Raw genomic sequence first — 18,467 nt, forward strand, 5'->3', positions numbered from 1 at the left:
GGGCCTCAGCGGCGGCGACCGCCACCGCCGGTGCCGCCGCGCTTCTGCCACAGCGGCCGCTTGGCCTTGAGCGCGCGCTCGATGCCGTCGTTCAGGCGCGAGCGCAGGTCCATCACCTCGTCGACCTCGCCGTAGACGCCGGGGAAGCGCAGGTCCAGCCACAGCCACAGCGTGCAGGTGCGCAGCGCCTGCTCCATGCGCTCGAGGCGGCTGTTCTCGTCGGTGTCGTTCAGGAACCAGGCGGGGCCGGCCTGGCCGCTGCGGGCGTGGTGCGCGACCCATTCCAGGAACTGCGCCACCTGGCCGGCGGTGCGGGTGTCGACCGGCGCCTGCGCGTAGGTGAAGCGCTGGCGCAGCGGCAGCCTGGCCGCGACGCGGTCGATCTCGCCGGCCAGCTCCAGCATCTGCTCCAGCTCGGCCACCGCGAAGTGCGAGTTGTCGAGCTGCAGCTGCTCGACGAAGACCCGCAGCACCTCGGCCAGGCTGTTCTTGCCCAGGCGCTCGGCGATGGTCTCGATGTGCCACCAGTTCGGCGCCACCGGCGCCTTGAAGTGGCGCGGCGCCTTGGGCGCGCGCGGCATCAGCAGGCGCAGCTGCTTGAGCGCGCTCGGCTCGGCCTCCTTGAGCACGCCGGCGAAGCCTTCCTCGTGGATGCCGAAACGCCCGGCACGGCCGGCGATCTGGTGCACCTCGGACTCGGTCAGCGAGCGGTCGCCCTGGCCGTCGAACTTGGTCAGCGTGCTGAACAGCACCCGGCGCACCGGCAGGTTCAGGCCCATGCCGATCGCGTCGGTGGCGATCAGGATGTGCGACTCGCCCTGCGCGAAGCGCTCGGCCTCGCGCCGGCGCACCTCAGGCGGCAGCGCGCCGTAGATCACCGACACCGGCGTGCCGTCGGCCGAGGCCTGGTCGCGCAGCATCAGCACGTCGCGGCGGCTGAAGGCCACCACCGCATCGCCCTTCTTCAGCGCATGCAGCGACACCGGCGCGGGCAGCAGCTCGACCTGCTGCTTGCGCTCGAAGCGGCGCACCGTGACCTGCTCGCCGCACAGGCCCAGCAGGTTGCGCAGCGCCTCCACCGCATAGTCCGAGCAGATGATCAGCAGCTCCTTGGCCGGCACGCCGACGATGGCCTGCGTCCAGGCCCAGCCGCGGCTGGGGTCGAAGATCATCTGCGCCTCGTCGATCACCGCCACCTCGATCGGCGTGTTGGTGTCGACCATCTCGATGGTGCTGGAAATGACGCGCGCGTCCGGCGCCGGCACGTTCTCCTCGCCGGTGCGCAGCGAGCAGGGCACGCCGCGCCCGGCCAGCCGGTCGCGGCCCTCCAGCGCGAGCAGGCGCAGCGGCGCCAGATAGGCGCCCTTCTCGGCCTGCGCCAGGCGCTCGAAGGCCTGGTAGGTCTTGCCGCTGTTGGGCGGGCCGACGAAGAGCGTGACCTGGCGCTGCAGGCGCCGCGCCGCGCCGAAGCTGTCGGGATAGCCCTGGAAGGCCAGCTCGTCGTTGAGGTCCTCGAGCGTGTCCTGCTCGTGCACGCGGTGCACCCAGCGCTCGAAGGCGCGCTGGCAGGCGGCGATCAGCGTTTCGGCGGCCTGCGGCTGCGCGCACTCGGCCTGCAGTGCTGGCTCCAGCGAGCCGAGCTGGTCGTCGGCGAAGGCGGTGGCACGCTCGACCAGCGCATCGAGCTGCGCGGTCAGCTCGGCCGCCTGCGGATGGCCGGGCAGCGCGGAGAGCGCACGCACCAGCGCCGGGCGGTCGCCGGTGCGGAAGAAGTCCCAGACCGCCGCGGCCGGCACCGCCTGGCCGTAGGCGACGGTGAGCCGCATGTCGGCCGAGGGCAGCTCCAGGCCCTGGCGCGCCTCGCGCTCCCAGGCGCCGAGCCGGCGGTTCACGCCCAGGCCGTCGAGCACCGCGGCGCGCTCGGTCATCAGCGGGCGCAGGGTCTGGCCGCTGCCCACCGCGTCGAGGTGGCGCAGCGCCTCCTCGATCAGCGCCGGATCGATCCAGCGGCTCGGGCGCTGGCCGGCGGCGCCGCGCTGCAGCAGGATCAGGCCGAGGCGGTCCATCTCCGCCTCGGGCTCGGGCGTGCCTTCTTCCAGCATGTCGGCCGGGCGCACCACCTGCGGCAGCACATAGCCGGCCAGGCGGATGCGGTCGAAGGCCAGCGGGTCGATGTGGGCGGGAATGCGCGCGGCGTGGCGCGGATGGGGCAGCGGGCGAGGTGTTGTTGTTGTCGTGGCCATGAGGATTCCGGAACGGTCAGGGCCCGAACTCTAACCGCTTGCCCCGGGCTCGATAATCCGATTCATGCCCGCCCGTCCTGCCATCCCTCCTGCCACCCTTCCTGCCGCTTGTCCCGCCTCCTGCCCGGCGGCCTGCGTGCAGCCGCTGCTGCACCTCGACGCGCTGTCCTGGTCCGCGCCGTTTCCGGGCGCGCCGATCCTGTTCGACCGACTGGCGCTGCAGGCCGGCGCCGGCGTGCTCGGCGTGACCGGCGACGAGGGCCGCGGCAAGAGCGCGCTGCTGCGGCTGATCGCCGGCGAGCTGCGCCCGGACGCGGGCCGCATCCTGATCGGCGCCTCGGCCGATCCTGCCGATCCGGTGGCGCTGCGCGAGCGGCTGTTCTGGTGCGATCCGCAGTCCGATCGCCATGACGGGCTTGTCGCGCGCGACTATCTGGCGATGCAGCGCCAGTGCCGCCCCGGCTGGAGCGAGGTGGCGCTGACCGCGCAGCTCGAGGGCTTCGCGCTGCATGAGCATCTGGACAAGCGCCTGGAGATGCTCTCCACCGGCACCCGGCGCAAGCTGCGGCTGGCCGCCGCGCTGGCCTCGGGCGCGACGCTGGTGCTGCTCGACGATCCCGGCGCGGCGCTGGACGCGCGCTCGCAGCGCCATCTCGCCGAGGCGCTGCGCCAGCACCACGACGCGCCGGCCGGGCGGCTGATCGTCGTCACCGGCCATGACGACCGGCTGATGCCGGCCGTGGCGCCCCGACTGTCGCTGGACTGACATCCGACCCGCTCCCGACCTCTGTCGACCTCAATCTCGTCCCGGGCCCGCCGATACAGGATGAGTTTTGCGCATTCCGTTCTCATCTGTCGCGGGGGGCGGCAGAGAGCGACGGACGGCATGGGGCCGTCGTGGCCCGGGGAGTCTTGCCAGTGCATGAAGATCGAGACTTGAAATGGGGGGCGCAGCCGATCGCGGCCGATGCTGACGCTGATGTCCGTGCCGATGTCCGCGCCGATGCCGAGGTCGGCGCCGCCTTCGACGCCTCGCCGCTGGACGTGCTGCTCTCGGGCATCGGCGAATGCGTGGTGCGTGTCGATGCGCACTGGGTGGTCAGGCACTGCAACCCGGCCTATCTGCACGGGCTCGGCCTGCCCGCTGCACGCGTGATCGGCCAGACGCCCTTTGCGGTCCGGCCGGACTTCGAGGGCTCGCTGTTCCACCGGGTGATCGAGGCCTGCCGCCGCGAGCGTCGGCCGCGTCTGGGCATCGGCTTCTCGAAGGCGGTCGGGCGCTGGCTGATGGTGCGGGCCTTTCCGTTCGGCGACGACATCGTCGCGCTGGCCAATGATGCCGACGAGCACACCGTCGGCCAGTTCGAGCTGGCGCGCGAGGCGCTGCGCGATCCGCTGACCGGCATCGACAACAAGCGCGCGCTGCTGGCCGAGCTCGAGACGCGGCTGGTGCAGGGCCGCCATGGCGGTCTGGGGCTGATCGGGCTGCGCCGCTTCAATGCGATCAACGACACGCTGGGCCACGGCCTGGGCGATCTGGCGCTGATGGAGGTGGTCTCGCGCATGCAGGCCACGCTGTGCGAGGGCGAGGTGCTCTACCGGCTCACCGGCGTCGAGTTCGTGCTGCTCAGCCCGGCCTGCGACGAGGCGACGCTGCGCGAGCGGGTGATGGCGATGGCCTCGCGCATCGCCCAGCCGATCCTGCTGCGCGACCAGATCTTCGTGCTGGGCAGCCTGGCTGGTGGCGTGCTGTTTCCCTCGCATGGCGACGAGGCGCCGCTGCTGCTGCGCCGCGCCGCGCTGGCGCTGCGCCAGGCCAAGCGCGACGGCACGGCGCTGGCGCTGTTCGACGACGAGCTGGAGGCGGCCGGGCGGCTGCGCGCCGAGCTGGAGCAGGACTTCCGCGCGGTGCTGCGCGGCACCGCGCCGGGCAGCGCCGGCTGGCTGAGCCTGGCGCTGCAGCCCAAGGGCCGGCTGCGCGACCGCGCGGTCATCGGCGCGGAGGCGCTGATCCGCTGGCAGCATCCGGTGCGCGGCGCGCTGACGCCGGCCAGCTTCCTGCCGATCGCGCAGGAATGCCAGCTGATGGTCGAGCTCGACCGCTGGGTGATCGACGAGGTGCTGCGGCTGCAGCGCCTGCTGATCGATGGCGGCCACCGGCTGCCGATCAGCATCAACCTGTCGGTCGAGTCGCTGGCCGACCTGCTGCTGGTGGAGAACGTGCAGCACGCGATCGAGCGCCACGGCGTGCCGCCGGAGCTGCTGGAGATCGAGATCCCGGAGAACGCGCTGATGCGCGATGTCGAGGTCAGCACCCGGGTGCTGGCGGCGCTGTCTGCGCTGGGCGTGCGGCTGTCGATCGACGACTTCGGCACCGGCTACTCGTCCTTCGCCTATCTGGCGCGATTTCCGGTCCACACCCTGAAGATCGATCGCTCCTTCGTGCATGACATGGTCAGCCAGACCAGCAGCCGCACCATCGTGCACAGCCTGGTGCGGCTGTCGCATGCGCTGCAGCTGCAGGTGGTCGCCGAAGGCGCGGAGACCGACGAGGAAATGGAGATGCTGCGCCGCATGCAGTGCGACGCGGTGCAGGGCTTCGGCTACGGCCGCCCGCAGCCCTTCACCCAGTTCCTCGACTTCGTGCACCAGCGCTGCGGCTGCGGTGGCGCCCAGGTCGTGCCCTCATCGCGGCCGCCGGTGCACTGAGCCGCTCGGACTGACCGGCTCAGGCCGCGGCCGCGGGCTGCAGCCGCACCGTCAGCGGCGCCAGACGGCCGGCCTCGATGTCGACCAGCCGGTCGATGTTCGGATGCTTGCCGGGGAAGGCGCGGGCATCGGCGGTGTGCTCGGCATAGAGCGCCAGGCCCTCGCGGGCGGCCTCGGGCGTGATCGCGCCGTGGCGTGCGGCCAGCGCGTGATAGACGGCGGCCGAGCCGGCGGTGCCGGGACGGTTGGCCAGCGTGGCCACCACCGTGCCGGCAGCATCGAGCAGCTCGACGGCGGCGAGGTGGGCGATCGGGGGCAGCAGCGCGAGCTGCTCGGCGAAGGTCGGGGTGCTCATCGGGGGAGGATTCCAGGTGCTGGCCTGCAGGCCGGGGGTCGCGAGTCTAGCGCCGCCGGCCGGCCGTGCGGGCCTGCCGCCGTGACTGTGGTTGAATGGAATCTCGAATGGAATCTCGAATCCACGCACCACGAACGGAGACCTGTCCCATGCCCGGCCTGCTGCCCCACGTCGACCCTGACGGCCTGCTCGAATACTCGGTGGTCTACACCGACCGTGCGCTCAACCACATGTCGCAGCGCTTCCAGCGCGTGATGCGCGGCATCTCGGCGGTGCTGAAGGAGGCCTACGCGGCCCGCTCGGCCATCGTCGTGCCGGGCAGCGGCTCCTTCGGCATGGAGGCGGTGGCGCGCCAGTTCGCCGGCCAGCAGCAGGTGCTGGTGCTGCGCAACGGCTGGTTCAGCTTCCGCTGGTCGCAGATCCTCGAGATGGGCGGCATCGCCGCGGGCGTGCAGGTGCTCAAGGCCCGCCAGGTCGAGCCGGGCGCGGCGCAGTCGGCCTGGACCCCGGCGCCGCTACACGAGGTGCTGGCCGCGATCGAGGCGCAGCGCCCCGGCGTGGTCTTCGCGCCGCATGTCGAGACCGCCAGCGGCATGATGCTGCCCGACGCCTACCTGAAGGCGGTGGCCGACGCGGTGCACGCGGTCGGCGGCCTGTTCGTGCTCGACTGCATCGCCTCCGGCGCGATGTGGGTCGACATGGCCGCCACCGGCGTGGACGTGCTGATCAGCGCGCCGCAGAAGGGCTGGAGCGGCTCGCCCTGCTGCGCCTTCGTGATGCTGGGCGAGGCCGCACGCGCGCGCATCGACCAGACCACCAGCTCCAGCTTCGCCTGCGACCTGAAGAAGTGGCTGCAGATCATGGAGACCTACGAGTCGGGCGGCCATCTCTACCACGCCACCATGCCCACCGACGCGCTGGCGCGCTGCCTGGAGGCGATGGAGGAGACGCGCGCGCAGGGCTTCGGCGCGCTGCGCGAGCGTCAGCTCGAGCTGGGCCGGCGGGTGAGGGCGCTGCTGCAGGCGCGCGGCTTTCCCAGCGTCGCCGCCGAAGGCTTCCAGGCGCCGGGCGTGGTGGTGAGTCACACGCTCGACCCGGAGATCCAGTCGGCGCGCGCCTTCCTCGCGCAGGGGCTGCAGACCGCCACCGGCGTGCCGCTGCAGTGCGACGAGCCGGCGGACTTCCGCAGCTTCCGCATCGGCCTGTTCGGCCTCGACAAGCTCGCCGACATCGACGGCACGGTGGCGCGGCTGGCGCAGGCGCTCGATCGCATCGGCGGCTGAGCCTCGGCGCAGGCTTCAGCGAGGGCGGTCGAGCAGCGCGTGCAGCGCCATGCCGCCCAGCATCGCGGCGACGAAGATCGCCGCCTCGCCCCAGCCGCTGCCCAGCGCCACCAGCGCCGGCCCCGGGCACAGCCCGGCCAGGCCCCAGCCGATGCCGAACAGCACGCCGCCGCCGATCAGCCGCGCATCGATCGCGTTCGACTGCGGCCACTCGATCGGCGCGCCGCTCCAGCTGCGCCCGCGTCGGCGCGCGATCAGGGTGGCCGGCAGGCCGACCGCGATCGCCGCGCCCATCACCAGCGCCAGGCTCGGATCCCAGGCGCCGGCCAGATCCAGGAAGGCGCGCACCTTCATCGGGTCGGTCATGCCGGCGGCGATCAGCCCCAGGCCGAACACCAGCCCGGCCAGCAGGCTCGACAGCGCGGCCCTCAGGCCGCAGTTCTTGTCCTTGCCGTCCATCGCGACCTCTCAGCCACCGAGCAGATGGCGCATGACGAACACCGTCACGAAGCCGCTGCCCATGAAGCACAGCACATTGACCAGCGAGCGCAGCGACAGCCGGCTCAGTCCGCAGACGCCATGGCCGCTGGTGCAGCCGTTGCCCAGCCGCGAGCCGAAGCCCACCAGCAGCCCGGCGACGATCAGCACCGGCGTGCCGACATCCAGCCGCATCGGTGGCAGCGGCGCGGCCAGCCGCCACAGCCACGGCGCGATCAGCAGGCCGGCCACGAACAGCAGCCGCAGCCGGTGCCGGGCCAGCCAGCCGCCAGCCTGCCCGTGCAGCAGATCGCGCAGAGGCAGGCCCACCAGACCGGCAATGCCGGCGATGCGTCCGCTGCCCAGCAGCAGCATCGCCGCGGCCAGACCGATCAGTGCGCCGCCTGCCAGCGCGCTCCAGGGGGTGAATGCAGTCCAGTCGGGGACCAGTCCGAGGCTCAATCGAAACTCCTTGTGAATGGCGAAATGGAGCCGGAATATACCCTTTAGGGCATGGGTGGCGCAGGAAAGACGTCTTGGCACGGCCCTGCATCGAATCGGTACCCCGGAGATTCGGGGGTCCCAGGCCATACGCTTCTTGTTGCGCATTCCGTGCGGTTTTGCACGACGATATCCCGCCATTTCGGGGGCTGGCCCCTCAAGGTTTCCTGCATCATCGCCCCGATCCATCCCCCCGAGCGTTCCATGGCCGCCTCCATTTCCGTTCTTCATGTGGGTTCCGCCGCACCGGCGCTGGCGTCCGACACCGACTTCGGGCGCTGCATCTGGCGCCATTGCGACACGCTCGATCAGGCGCAGGCAGCGATTGCCGAGGCGGCGCCCGAGGCCATCCTGTTCAGCTGCGACAGCGATGCCCAGGCCGAGGCGCTGCCGCACTGGTCCTGCTGGACGCAGGCGGTGCTGGGCTCGGCGGTGGTGGTCGGCACGCCCACGCCGAACCGCGACCTGATGGTGCGGCTGCTGCGCGCCGGTGCGCAGGACGTGCTGCCGCTGTCGCCCCATGCGCTGCATCCGGGCGGAGTCGACGACGGCGACCAGATCGCCCGCAGCCTGTGCATGGCCATCGAGCGCAAGCGCCAGGAGCAGGAGCTGCGCCGGGCCTGGTCGATCGACCTGGCCACCGGGCTGCCGAACCGGGTCCAGCTGATGGAGCTGCTGCACCAGCTCTGCGCGCTGCGCGAGCGCGAGCCCGCGCCGATGGCGCTGCTGGTGCTGCGCATCGAGGGGCTGGCGACCACCGAGGCGCGGCTGGGCGTGGCCGCCTCGCAGGCGCTGCGGCGCAAGCTGGCGGTGCGGCTGCGCAGCGTGCTGCGCGCCAGCGACGTGGTCTCGGCGCTGGCGCCCGATGCCTTCGGCGTGGTGCTGACCCGGCTCGACACGCCGGCCGATGGCGAGCGGGTCGCCGCCAAGCTGGCGCAGGGGCTGCGCGAGCCCTTCATGGTCAGTGGCCAGACCACCGTGGTGACCGTCTCGACCGGGGTGGCGCTCTATCCGGAGCATGGCCGCCAGCCCGACGAACTGCTCAAGCTGGCGCTGGGCGCGGCGGCGGCGCGGCGCGGCCTGGGCCGCCAGGGCTTTGCCGACCGCCGCGAGCGCGGCCAGGTGGCCGCCGCCAACGACGACTGATGCGACGGATCAGCCGCCGGGCCGCCTGCCGGCCAGCGCGCTGACGGTCGCCGTGCCCAGCCAGTCGGTCAGCCGTGCCAGCGGCAGCGGCCGGCAGATGCCGTAGCCCTGGCCGATGTCGCAGCCGAAGCCGCGCAGCATCGCCATCGCGGCATCGTTCTCGACGCCCTCGGCGACCACATGGATGTCCAGCTGGTGGCACAGCTCGATGGTCGAGCGCACGATCGCCGCATCGGCCCGGCTGGTCTCCAGCGACATCACGAAGTCCTTGTCGATCTTCAGCGTGTGCAGCGGCAGGCGCTTGAGGCGCTGCAGCGAGGAGAAGCCGGTGCCGTAGTCGTCCAGCGCGATGCGGATGCCGCGGCTGGCCAGGTCATGCAGCGTGGCGATCGCGCCTTCCTCGTCCTCGACGACGATCTGCTCGGTGATCTCCAGCTCGAGCCGGTCGGCGGGAAAGCCGATCTCGTCGAGGATGCGCATCAGCCGCTCGCCCAGGCGCGGATGCTGGAACTGCCGCGGCGACACATTGACCGCCAGCGACAGCGGCAGGTGGCGCACCGCCGCGCAGGCCTCGCGCAGCACCCAGTCGCCGGCGTCCATGATCAGGCCGGTCTGCTCGAGGATGTCGATGAAGCGGTCGGGCATCTGCAGCCCGCAGCCCGGACGGTTCCAGCGCAGCAGCGCCTCGACCCCGCTGACCCGGCCGCTGGCGAGGTCGACCTTGGGCTGGTAGTGCAGCTCGAACTCGCCGCGCTCCAGGCCGCGGTACAGCGCCACCTCGGTGTTGAGGCGGTCGATGACCCGGTTGTGCATGTCGGCGGTGTAGAAGTGGCAGCTCGAGCCGATCGCCTCGCGGGCGCGCGAGCGGGCGGCGCCGGAATGCAGCAGCAGCGTGTCGACCTCCTGGCCGTCGCCGGGCCAGATCGCCACGCCGACATGCACGCTGGCCAGCAGCTCCCAGTCGTCGACCTGCAGCGGCACCGCGAAGGCTTCCACCAGGCGCCGGGTGGCGCCGGCGATCTGCGCCTCGGCCTCGATGTCGGTCAGCAGCATCGCGAAGGTGTCGCCCTCGAGCCGGCACAGCGAGTCGGGCTCGCGCATGACCGACTCGAGCCGGCGGGCCACCGCGCGCAGGATGCGCTCGCTGGCATCGGCCGCGACCGAGGCCTGGGTGCGCTGCAGCACGTCGACATCGATGTTGAGCACCGCGAAGCGCTGCTGGCGCTGCTGCGCCGCCGCCGCCGCGGTGGCGACCCGGTCGCGGAACAGCACCCGGTTGGGCAGGCCGGTGAGTGGGTCGAAATGGGCGCGGTAGCTGCGCTCGGCCTCGGCATGGCGGCGCTCGGACACATCCTGGGCGACGCCGAAGATCGCGCAGGTGCGCCCGCCCTCGTCGAGCATCGCGTCGCCCGACAGGAAAAGATGGCGCGAGGGCTGCTGGCCGCCGTCCAGGCAGATCTCGACCTCGGACTCGCTGCGGCCGTCGCGCACCCGGCGCACAAAGGCCAGCAGCGCGCCGCGGTCCTCGAAGGCGACCTGGCGCAGCAGCCGGCGCATCGCCACCGGCTCGTTGCCGGGCAGGCCGAGCATGTCGCGCAGCTCGCGCGAGCAGTGCAGCCGGCCGTCGTCGAGCTCGAGCCGCCACGGCGCCAGCCGCGCGATCTTCTGCGCCCGTGCGAGCGCCAGCTGGCTCTCGCGCAGCTCGCGCTCGGTGCGGGCGGTGCGCAGCGCATAGCGCACCCGCTGCGACAGCAGCGCCCAGTTGATCGGCTTGGTGATGAAGTCGGTGGCGCCGGCCTCGAAGGCCAGCCGCACCGCCATCACGTCGTCGAGCGCGGTCAGCATCAGCACCGGGGTGTGACGGCTGCGCAGCGAGCGGCGGATCGCGCGGCAGGCGTCGAAGCCGTTCATCACCGGCATGCGCACATCCATCAGCACCAGGTCGGGCTGCTCGGCATCGCACAGCCGGGTGGCGGTCTGGCCGTCCTGGGCCTCGAGCACCCGGTAGCCGGAGTCCTCGAGCACCCGGCGGATCATCATCCGGGTCAGGCCTTCGTCGTCGACGATCAGCACCCGGGCGCCGGGGTCGGCCTCGTTGCTGCCGGGCAGCAGGCCCGGCGGGTTCATGTTCAAGCCCATCTCGATCGCCTCTTCAATGGCTGCGTCAATCGCTTCGTCCCGTGTCCCGCTGCCGGTCGTCGCGCAGCGCGTGCAGCGCCTGGCCGACCCGGCCGGTGGCCTGCTCCAGCGCCGCCAGATCCTGCGGCGCCGGCAGCCGGCCGTGCGGCGCCGCGGCGCTGCCGGCACCTTCCTTCTCGAGCCGCGCCGCCAGCGCGTGCAGCCGCATCGCGCCGATGTCGCCGGCGGTGTTCTTCAGCCGGTGCAGCAGCTCGCCGGCGGCCTGCGCGTCGTCGTGCGCGCAGGCCTGGCGCAGCAGCGCGATCTCGTCGGCCAGCGATTCCAGCGCCTTGTCGAGCAGCGCGTCGAAGGCCTCGCCCATCAGCGCGCGCACCTCGGCCAGCCGGCCGGCATCCAGCTCGGCCTCGCCCTCGGCCGGCAGGGGCGCCGGCGCCAGGCCCTCGCGGCTGGACGCCGGCCGCAGCCAGCGCGCGATCGCCGCCGCCAGCGTGTCGGCGCTGTAGGGCTTGACCACATGGTCGTCCATGCCGGCGGCCAGGCACTTGTCGCGGTCGGCCGGGAGCGCGTGCGCGGTCAGCGCGATGATCGGCAGCCGTGGCCGGTCCTGCCGCAGCTCCCACTGGCGCACCGCCCGGGTGGCGTCATGGCCGTCCATGCCGGGCATCTGGATGTCCATCAGCACGATGTCCCAGTCCCCGGTCATGATGGCCTCGACCGCCTTGAGGCCGTCTTCGGCCAGACCGACCTCCAGGCCGCGCTTGCGCAGCATCTGCGCGCCGACCTCGCGGGTGATCTCGTTGTCCTCGACCAGCAGCACCCGCTCGCCGGCGAACTGCACCGGCTCGCGGCGGCCCGCGCGTCGGCTGCTCGGCGCCGGCAGCGGCCGGCGCTGCAGCACGGTGGCGATCGCGTCATGCAGGTCGGACTGGCGCACCGGCTTGTCCAGCCAGATGTCGACCCGCAGGCCCTCGAGCCGCTGCGGATCCTGGATCGACGAGCTCAGCATGATCAGCGGCATCGGCGCGAGCAGCGGATCGGCCTGGATGGCGCGCACCAGGGTGTAGCCGTCCATCTCGGGCATGTTCAGGTCCAGCAGCGCGACCTCGTAGGGGCGGCCGGAGGCGGCCGCGTCCTGCAGCTTGGCCAGCGCCTCCTCGCCGCTGGAGGCGCTGCCGGACTGGCTGCTCCAGGCGGTGAGGTAGCGGTGCAGGATGACCCGGTTGGTGGCGTTGTCGTCGACCACCAGGATGCGCGTGCCGCTGAAGTCGTGCCCGCGCAGCCCGCCGCCGCTGCTGCTGCCGCCGCCCGCGCCCTGCGGGGCCGCCTGCAGCGGCAGCGTGAACCAGAAGCGCGCGCCCTGGCCCTCGCCGCGGCTGTCCAGGCCGATCGCGCCCTGCATCAGCTCGACCAGCCGGCGCGCGATGCTCAGGCCCAGGCCGCTGCCGCCGAAGCGCCGGCTGGTCGAGCTGTCGGCCTGGGTGAAGGGCTGGAAGAGCTGCGCCTGCTTGTCCGGCGCGATGCCGATGCCGGTGTCGCGCACCTCCAGCCGCAGCCGGGCGCCGTCCTCCAGCGCGACGCTGACCACCACCTCGCCGCGCTCGGTGAACTTGATCGCGTTGCCGACCAGGTTGACCAGCACCTGGCGCAGCCGGATCGGGTCGCCGCGCACCGTCTCGGGCACCTCCGGCGCGATGAAGCAGGCCAGCTCCAGCTTCTTGGCGTGCGCGCGCTGCGCCAGCATCGCGGTCACGTCCTCGACGGTGCGGCGCAGGTCGAAGTCGATCGACTCGATGCGCAGCTTGCCGGCCTCCAGCCGCGAGAAGTCGAGAATCTCGTCGATGACGCCCAGCAGGATCGAGGCCGAGGTGCGCGCGGTGTCGAGGTAGCGCTCCTGGCGGCCCGACAGCGGCGTGTCCTGCAGCATCTCGATGGCGCCGAGCACGCCGTGCATCGGCGTGCGGATCTCGTGGCTCATGTTGGCCAGGAACTCGCTCTTGGCGCTGGCGGCGTCCTCGGCGGCCTCCTTGGCGTGGCGCAGCTCCTGCTCGGTGCGCTTGCGCCCGGAAATGTCGTGGATCACGCCGAGGTAGTGCAGCTCGTCCGGGTCGGGACGATCGTGGTCGTCGAGGCGGCTCCAGCGCAGCGCGATCCAGCGCCCGGTGCCGTCGCGGTGGCGGGCCTCGAACTCGCGCTCGGCCGGCTCGAGCCCGGCCTCGGCGAAGGCGCCCGGCACCAGCATGTCGAAGCCGTGGCCGAGCAGCTCCGGCTCGGGGTAGCCGAACATGCGCGAGGCGCCGGCGTTGATCGACTCGATGCGCCCGGCCGCATCCACCACCACCATGCCGTCATGGCTGGCGTCCTGGACCCGGCGCAGGCGGGCCTCGCTGCGCTCGATCGCCTGCTGCGAGGCGATGCGGGCGCTGACGTCGGTCTGCAGCGCGACGAAGTGCGTCGGCAGTCCGGCGCCGTCATGGATCGGCATCACCCGCAGCTCGTTCCAGAAGGGACGTCCCTCGCGGGTGTAGTTCAGCAGCAGCACCTCGATGTCGCTGCCGGTGCGCACCGCCTCGCGCAGCCGCGCCACTTGCTGCGCGTCGGTGCCCGGGCCCTGCAGCAGCCGGCAGTTGCGCCCGACCACCTCGGCGAAGCGCCAGCCGGTCATGCGCTCGAAGGCGACATTGGTGTAGACGATCGGCTGGTCGGGCTGGCGGGCGTCGGCGATGACGATGCCCACCCCGATCGCGTCGATGATGCGCCCGCGCAGCCGCAGCGCCTCCTGCGCGGCGAGCTGCTCGCTCATGTCGCGCATCACCAGCAGATGGCGGTCCGCGCCGGTCTGCCTGCCGGCGCCGTCGAGCCGCGCCAGGCGCAGCTCCAGCGGCACGCTGCCGCGCCCCTCGGGCAGCAGCGCCTCGACGATCATCGGCTCGGCCAGCGCCATCGGGTCGTCCTGCCGCAGCAGGTCCTCGATCAGCTCGCGGGCCGGCTCGGCGAACAGATCGCCCAGCCACAGGCCGCCGAGCGCCTCGGGCTCGCGGTGCAGGATGCGCCCGGCCGCCGGGCTGACCAGGCGGATGCGCTGGTGCGCGTCCAGCGTCAGGATGCCATCCAGAATGTGCTCGAGGATGTGGCGCTGGCGCTGCTCGGCCTGCCGCAGCGTCTCGAGTTCGGCGGGCGCGGGCGGCCGGGTCGGCTCGGCCGGCGCCGCCGCGGCGCGGGCCCGGCGCTGCCGCGCCAGCAGCAGCGCCCCGAGCAGCAGCGATTCCAGCAGCACCAGCGCCAGGCCCTGCCAGGCCAGCCGGGTCTGCGCGGCGCGGTCGCGCCGGGCGCTCATGCCGATCTCCAGCCGCAGCTCGGCGCGCGGCCCCGGCTGGGCGCCTGCCTGGCGCCGCTCCAGCCGGATCAGGCCGTCGGCCGCATCATGGCCGGGCGAGGTGGGCAGCAGCACGCGCGCGTCGCCCGCCTGCGCCAGCACCCGGCCGTTGCCGCTGCTGACCCGCGCATAGCGCACGTCGGGCGCGGCCATCGCCAGGCGCACGAAGCGCTCGGGATCGCTGCCGGCCGGATCGGCCAGTCCGTGCAGCAGGGCCTGGCCGCGCAGCGTCAGCGCCTCCTGTCGGGTGTTCCCCAGATGCCACCAGCCCGCGCCGATCGGCACCGCCAGCAGCAGGGCCTGGATCAGCACCAGCGCGCCGAGGGCGCGCGGGCCGGAGGGAAGGGGCAGGGACCGTGGAGAAAACTGCATCTCGTCGGGAGCGTGAACCGGAATCGCGGTGGGGCCGAGACGGCCGATGCCGGGATTGGACACGGAATCGCTCGACTCGGCTGCCGGGGATGGTCCGCATCCCCGGTGTACTTTTGCGTCTCCCGATGGGGCTGGCAGCGCCCCGAAATGATAGAGCCTGCCGTGTTGCACCGCCCCCGACTCGGGTCGAGGGTCGGCGCGGGGCAGGGATCAGCGCAGGATGTCGCTGATGCAGAGGTACTTGACCTCGACATAGTCGTCGATGCCGTGGTGCGAGCCCTCGCGGCCCAGGCCCGACTGCTTGACGCCGCCGAAGGGCACCTCGGCCACCGAGATCAGGCCGGTGTTGATGCCGACCATGCCGTATTCCAGCGCCTCGCCGACGCGGAAGATGCGGCCGATGTCGCGGCTGTAGAAGTAGCTCGCCAGTCCGAACTCGGTCGCGTTGGCTGCGGCCACCACCTCGGCCTCGGTCGAGAAGCGGAAGATCGGCGCGACCGGGCCGAAGGTCTCCTCGGTGGCGCAGAGCATGTCGGCGGTGACGTCGGCCAGCACGGTGGGCGTGTAGAAGCGCTCGCCGATGCGCTGGCCGCCGGTGACCAGGCGCGCGCCCTTGGCCAGCGCGTCGGCCACATGGCTCTCGACCTTGGCGAAGGCGCCCTCGTCGATCAGCGGGCCCTGGTTGATGCCGGCCTCGAAGCCGTTGCCGACCCGGATCGCCGCGACCTTGGCCGCGAGCTTCTCGACGAACGGGTCGTAGACCTTGTCCTGCACGTACAGGCGGTTGGCGCAGACGCAGGTCTGGCCGGCGTTGCGGTACTTGGAGATCATCGCGCCCTCGACCGCCGAGTCGATGTCGGCGTCGTCGAAGACGATGAAGGGCGCGTTGCCGCCCAGCTCCAGCGACATCTTCTTGATCGTCGGCGCGCACTGCTTCATCAGGATGCGGCCGACCTCGGTCGAGCCGGTGAAGCTGAGGTGGCGCACGGTGTCGGAGGCGCACAGCACGCCGCCGATCTCGATCGAGCTGTCGGCGTCGCCGGTGACGATGTTGAGCACGCCGGCGGGCAGGCCCGCGCGCTGGGCCAGCTCGGCGCAGGCCAGCGCCGACAGCGGCGTCTGCTCGGCCGGCTTGATGACGACCGGGCAGCCCGCGGCCAGCGCCGGCGCGACCTTGCGGGTGATCATCGCGACGGGGAAGTTCCACGGCGTGATCGCCGCGCACACGCCGATGGCCTGCTTCAGGATGACGAAGCGCTTGTTCGGGTCGGTGGTCGGGATGGTCTCGCCGTAGACGCGCTTGGCCTCCTCGGCGAACCACTCGATGAAGCTGGCGCCGTAGACCACCTCGCCGCGGGCTTCCGCCAGGGGCTTGCCCTGCTCGGCGGTCATGATGCGCGCCAGGTCGTCGGCGTTCTCGATCATCAGCGCGTGCCACTTCATCAGGATGGCGGCGCGCTCCTTGGCGGTCTTGGCGCGCCAGGCCGGCCAGGCGGCGTTGGCGGCGACGATGGCGGCCTCGGTCTCGGCGGCGCCCAGGCGCGGCACGCTGGCCAGCGTCGCGCCGGTGGCCGGGTCGGTCACGTCGAAGCGGCTGCCGCCGGCGACCCATTCGCCGTTGATCAGCGCGTCGAGCTTCAGCAGCGAGGGATCCTTGAGGGCGGCGAGAGGAGAGGACGACTGCGTCATGGGTGCGGACTCCGGGGAGGGGTGAGGGGTCGATGAGGGTCGATCCCGCACTTTAGGCCAGCGCCTCGGGGCCCGCACAGACACAGCCGGCCCGTCCGCGCGCGCACTGTGCTGGGGGCGGGGCCGGTACAGCGGGGGAGGATGCCAATGCTGCAGAAGACTGAACAAGCGATATGCAACTGACCACGCTGCTAGATGTTGGGTCCCATATGATCATTGGCCCATACGCAGCTGGCCACTGTACCGAGCAAGACAGGTCATGCGCGAGGTGTTGAGCAACCCGGAGCAAAGGTCAACGACATGAGCCAGATCCATCCACAGGCGCGCACCACCCCGCGAGTACGGGCGGAGATCCAGGCGTCCGAGGACAGCCCTGCAGAGCTGGCCCGCCGGTACAACATCTCCGAGCCGACCGCTGCGAAATGGCAGGCCCGCGACAGCGTGGAAGACCGCAGCCATCGGCCCCACAAGCTCAGCACCACGCTCGTACGTATTCACGCCCCCTCCTTGACCCCCCAGCCCCGCGCATCCCGGCAAGTTCAACTTGCCAGGACACCACGCACAGAAGGTCAGGAAGGTGAGCGCCGCCGCTGCGCTCAGCCGCTCGGCAGCAGCGATGGCACCGGGCCGGCGCCCAGCCAGGCGCGCAGCGCCTGCTCCATCCAGCCGCGCAGGTCTCGGCCCTGGCGGCGGCAGCTCTCCATCGCCGAGAAGCCCCGGGCGACGAACTGCTGCCCGCGCATGGAGCGCGTCGGGCCGCTGATCTTGCGCTTGAGCACCACCGTGCGCAGCGCCTGCTCGGCGGCGTTGTTGGTGGGCTCGACGCCGGGGTGGCGCACGAAGCTCCACAGCGAGACCTCCTGCGCGAGCAGGTTGGCGCAGGTCTGCGCGGTGCGCCGGCAGCCTGAGCGCGTGCCGCGCTCGAGCGCCTGATGCACCCGGGCCTGCAGCCGCGCGAACTCGGCCGGGCCGGCGTCGCGGGCGCGCCAGCGGAACAGCACCCGACCCAGCCCGAGCAGGCGCCGGCCGACGCAGCCCGCCGCCCCGGCGCGCCCGGCGATGCGCTCGAAGTCGCGCAGCAGGTGCGCCCAGCACACCTGGCGCCGCTCTGGCGCCACCCAGTCGTACACCGCGTAGCGGTCCGTCACCAGCACGCCGGCCGGGCGCTCGCCCGCCAGCGCCTGCGCCACATAGCGCGCCCGCGAGGGCAGCACCTGGTAGACCACCACCTGCGGCCGCACCGTCGCCCACACCCAGTGCCGGGTGCCGGACCCCGCCTGGCGCCAGCTCGTCTCGTCCATGTGCAGCACCGCCGCGCCGTGGCAGCTCGCCGCCGCCTGCTGCACCGGCGCCTGCAGCGCCTGCGCCACCAGCCCTTGCGCCTGCGAGATCGCCCCCAGGCTGAAGCGCACCCCCAGCACCTCGCCCAGCAGCGTGCGGATCTTGTCCTGCGTCAGGTGGTACCGCGTGCCCAGCGCCCCGATCAGGGCCAGCGCCCTCGGTCCGATCTGCCCGCGCGGCACCCCGGCCGGCAGCCGGCTTTCGTGCGTCTTGCGGCAGTGTCCGCACACCCCGCGGTACAGCCGGTATTCCTGCACCTCCGCCCGCACCGCCTGCGCCAGGTCCGTCACCTGGTGGCGCAGCGCCCGACCCGGCTCGATCGGCCCGCCACACTCGCACACCTCGGGTGGCGGGCACTCGTGCACCGCGTCGACCTCGCCCTCGTCCAGCAGCGTCCGGTATGTGCCCTTGTGCCCGGGCTGCCCGCCGCGCTTGCGCTCGCTGCTGCGGCCCGGCCGGCTCGTGCCCGCCACATCCGACGACGGCGGCTTCGACGAGTTGCGCGAGTCCAGCTTCACCCGCTCCTGCAGCCACGCCACCTGCTCGCGCAGCTGCGCCAGCTGCTGGCTCAGCGTGTCGATCACCTCGTGGCATTGCGCCAGCGTCTGCGGCTTGGCGGGCAGGTCTTCGGGTGTGGGCGATGGGGGCGGGTTCATCGGGCTTGACTCTCCTGCCTCGCGCCCGTGCTGTCTACGCGGGCTTCAGCGGGTTGACGGGCTGGGTGGGCGTGTCAAGGAGGGGGGCGTGAATACGTACCCACGCTCAGCCCGGCACAGGAAGCCATCGTGGTGGAGTTGCGCCGACTGTTGCTGCTGCCGCTGGACGATCTGCTGGTGATC

General features: G+C 72.3%; 12 protein-coding genes. 4 read left to right on the top strand and 8 right to left on the bottom strand.

Annotation, left to right across the window (positions count from 1 at the left end):
- Positions 1 to 5 precede the first annotated feature (5 nt).
- Positions 6 to 2,243: a helicase-related protein gene (locus NFT33_RS18560; protein WP_251677595.1), complete on the bottom strand. Its 2,238-nt coding sequence runs from the start codon at positions 2,241 to 2,243 to the stop codon at positions 6 to 8.
- A gap of 136 nt (positions 2,244 to 2,379) precedes the next feature.
- On the opposite strand from NFT33_RS18560, the gene NFT33_RS18565 reads away from it, so the two are divergent.
- Positions 2,380 to 3,009 (top strand): ABC transporter ATP-binding protein, encoded by a 630-nt coding sequence (locus NFT33_RS18565; RefSeq protein WP_251677598.1) that lies wholly within the window; start codon positions 2,380 to 2,382, stop codon positions 3,007 to 3,009.
- Between the two features lie 170 nt (positions 3,010 to 3,179).
- On the top strand, positions 3,180 to 4,952 hold the full coding sequence (locus tag NFT33_RS18570; RefSeq protein ID WP_251677600.1) for a putative bifunctional diguanylate cyclase/phosphodiesterase: 1,773 nt from the start codon (positions 3,180 to 3,182) through the stop codon (positions 4,950 to 4,952).
- Between the two features lie 19 nt (positions 4,953 to 4,971).
- Here the strand turns inward: NFT33_RS18570 and NFT33_RS18575 are convergent, their stop codons facing one another.
- Complete coding sequence (locus NFT33_RS18575; protein WP_251677603.1) at positions 4,972 to 5,307, bottom strand: DUF2322 family protein; 336 nt, start codon at positions 5,305 to 5,307, stop codon at positions 4,972 to 4,974.
- A gap of 149 nt (positions 5,308 to 5,456) precedes the next feature.
- On the opposite strand from NFT33_RS18575, the gene NFT33_RS18580 reads away from it, so the two are divergent.
- Positions 5,457 to 6,590 carry an aminotransferase class V-fold PLP-dependent enzyme gene (locus tag NFT33_RS18580; protein WP_251677605.1) on the top strand — a complete coding sequence of 378 codons (1,134 nt, stop codon included), beginning with the start codon at positions 5,457 to 5,459 and terminating at the stop codon, positions 6,588 to 6,590.
- Between the two features lie 15 nt (positions 6,591 to 6,605).
- Here NFT33_RS18580 and NFT33_RS18585 read toward each other — a convergent pair whose 3' ends face one another.
- Both NFT33_RS18585 and NFT33_RS18590 read right to left on the bottom strand, forming a co-directional pair.
- On the bottom strand, positions 6,606 to 7,049 hold the full coding sequence (locus NFT33_RS18585; protein WP_251677607.1) for a DUF6691 family protein: 444 nt from the start codon (positions 7,047 to 7,049) through the stop codon (positions 6,606 to 6,608).
- A 9-nt stretch (positions 7,050 to 7,058) separates the two neighbouring features.
- The gene (locus NFT33_RS18590) at positions 7,059 to 7,517 is read right to left on the bottom strand and encodes a YeeE/YedE family protein (RefSeq protein WP_251677619.1); all 459 of its coding nucleotides are present in this window, start codon (positions 7,515 to 7,517) and stop codon (positions 7,059 to 7,061) included.
- A 255-nt stretch (positions 7,518 to 7,772) separates the two neighbouring features.
- Here NFT33_RS18590 and NFT33_RS18595 point away from each other — a divergent pair, with 255 nt between their 5' ends.
- Complete coding sequence (locus NFT33_RS18595; protein WP_180692925.1) at positions 7,773 to 8,714, top strand: GGDEF domain-containing protein; 942 nt, start codon at positions 7,773 to 7,775, stop codon at positions 8,712 to 8,714.
- A 9-nt stretch (positions 8,715 to 8,723) separates the two neighbouring features.
- Here the strand turns inward: NFT33_RS18595 and NFT33_RS18600 are convergent, their stop codons facing one another.
- From NFT33_RS18600 to tnpC, 4 genes are all read right to left on the bottom strand, one after another.
- Positions 8,724 to 10,841: a putative bifunctional diguanylate cyclase/phosphodiesterase gene (locus tag NFT33_RS18600; RefSeq protein WP_251677621.1), complete on the bottom strand. Its 2,118-nt coding sequence runs from the start codon at positions 10,839 to 10,841 to the stop codon at positions 8,724 to 8,726.
- 37 nt (positions 10,842 to 10,878) lie between these two features.
- The gene (locus tag NFT33_RS18605) at positions 10,879 to 14,661 is read right to left on the bottom strand and encodes a response regulator (RefSeq protein WP_251677609.1); all 3,783 of its coding nucleotides are present in this window, start codon (positions 14,659 to 14,661) and stop codon (positions 10,879 to 10,881) included.
- A 147-nt stretch (positions 14,662 to 14,808) separates the two neighbouring features.
- Complete coding sequence (locus tag NFT33_RS18610; RefSeq protein ID WP_251677611.1) at positions 14,809 to 16,287, bottom strand: NAD-dependent succinate-semialdehyde dehydrogenase; 1,479 nt, start codon at positions 16,285 to 16,287, stop codon at positions 14,809 to 14,811.
- 596 nt (positions 16,288 to 16,883) lie between these two features.
- Positions 16,884 to 18,284 (bottom strand): IS66 family transposase, encoded by a 1,401-nt coding sequence (gene tnpC, locus NFT33_RS18615; protein WP_251677613.1) that lies wholly within the window; start codon positions 18,282 to 18,284, stop codon positions 16,884 to 16,886.
- Between the last annotated feature and the right edge of the window lie 183 nt (positions 18,285 to 18,467).

Origin of the sequence: Sphaerotilus sp. FB-3 (genome assembly GCF_023706025.1) — a bacterium.
Taxonomy (GTDB): domain Bacteria; phylum Pseudomonadota; class Gammaproteobacteria; order Burkholderiales; family Burkholderiaceae_C; genus Sphaerotilus; species Sphaerotilus sulfidivorans.

What these genes read in the sequence shown, in the direction of transcription:
- NFT33_RS18560 (WP_251677595.1), bottom strand. Translation starts at nt 2,243, where the DNA reads ATGGCCACGACAACAACAACACCTCGCCCGCTGCCCCATCCGCGCCAC.
- NFT33_RS18575 (WP_251677603.1), bottom strand. Translation starts at nt 5,307, where the DNA reads ATGAGCACCCCGACCTTCGCCGAGCAGCTCGCGCTGCTGCCCCCGATC.
- NFT33_RS18580 (WP_251677605.1), top strand. Translation starts at nt 5,457, where the DNA reads ATGCCCGGCCTGCTGCCCCACGTCGACCCTGACGGCCTGCTCGAATAC.
- NFT33_RS18585 (WP_251677607.1), bottom strand. Translation starts at nt 7,049, where the DNA reads ATGGACGGCAAGGACAAGAACTGCGGCCTGAGGGCCGCGCTGTCGAGC.
- NFT33_RS18595 (WP_180692925.1), top strand. Translation starts at nt 7,773, where the DNA reads ATGGCCGCCTCCATTTCCGTTCTTCATGTGGGTTCCGCCGCACCGGCG.
- NFT33_RS18600 (WP_251677621.1), bottom strand. Translation starts at nt 10,841, where the DNA reads ATGAACCCGCCGGGCCTGCTGCCCGGCAGCAACGAGGCCGACCCCGGC.
- NFT33_RS18610 (WP_251677611.1), bottom strand. Translation starts at nt 16,287, where the DNA reads ATGACGCAGTCGTCCTCTCCTCTCGCCGCCCTCAAGGATCCCTCGCTG.
- tnpC (WP_251677613.1), bottom strand. Translation starts at nt 18,284, where the DNA reads ATGAACCCGCCCCCATCGCCCACACCCGAAGACCTGCCCGCCAAGCCG.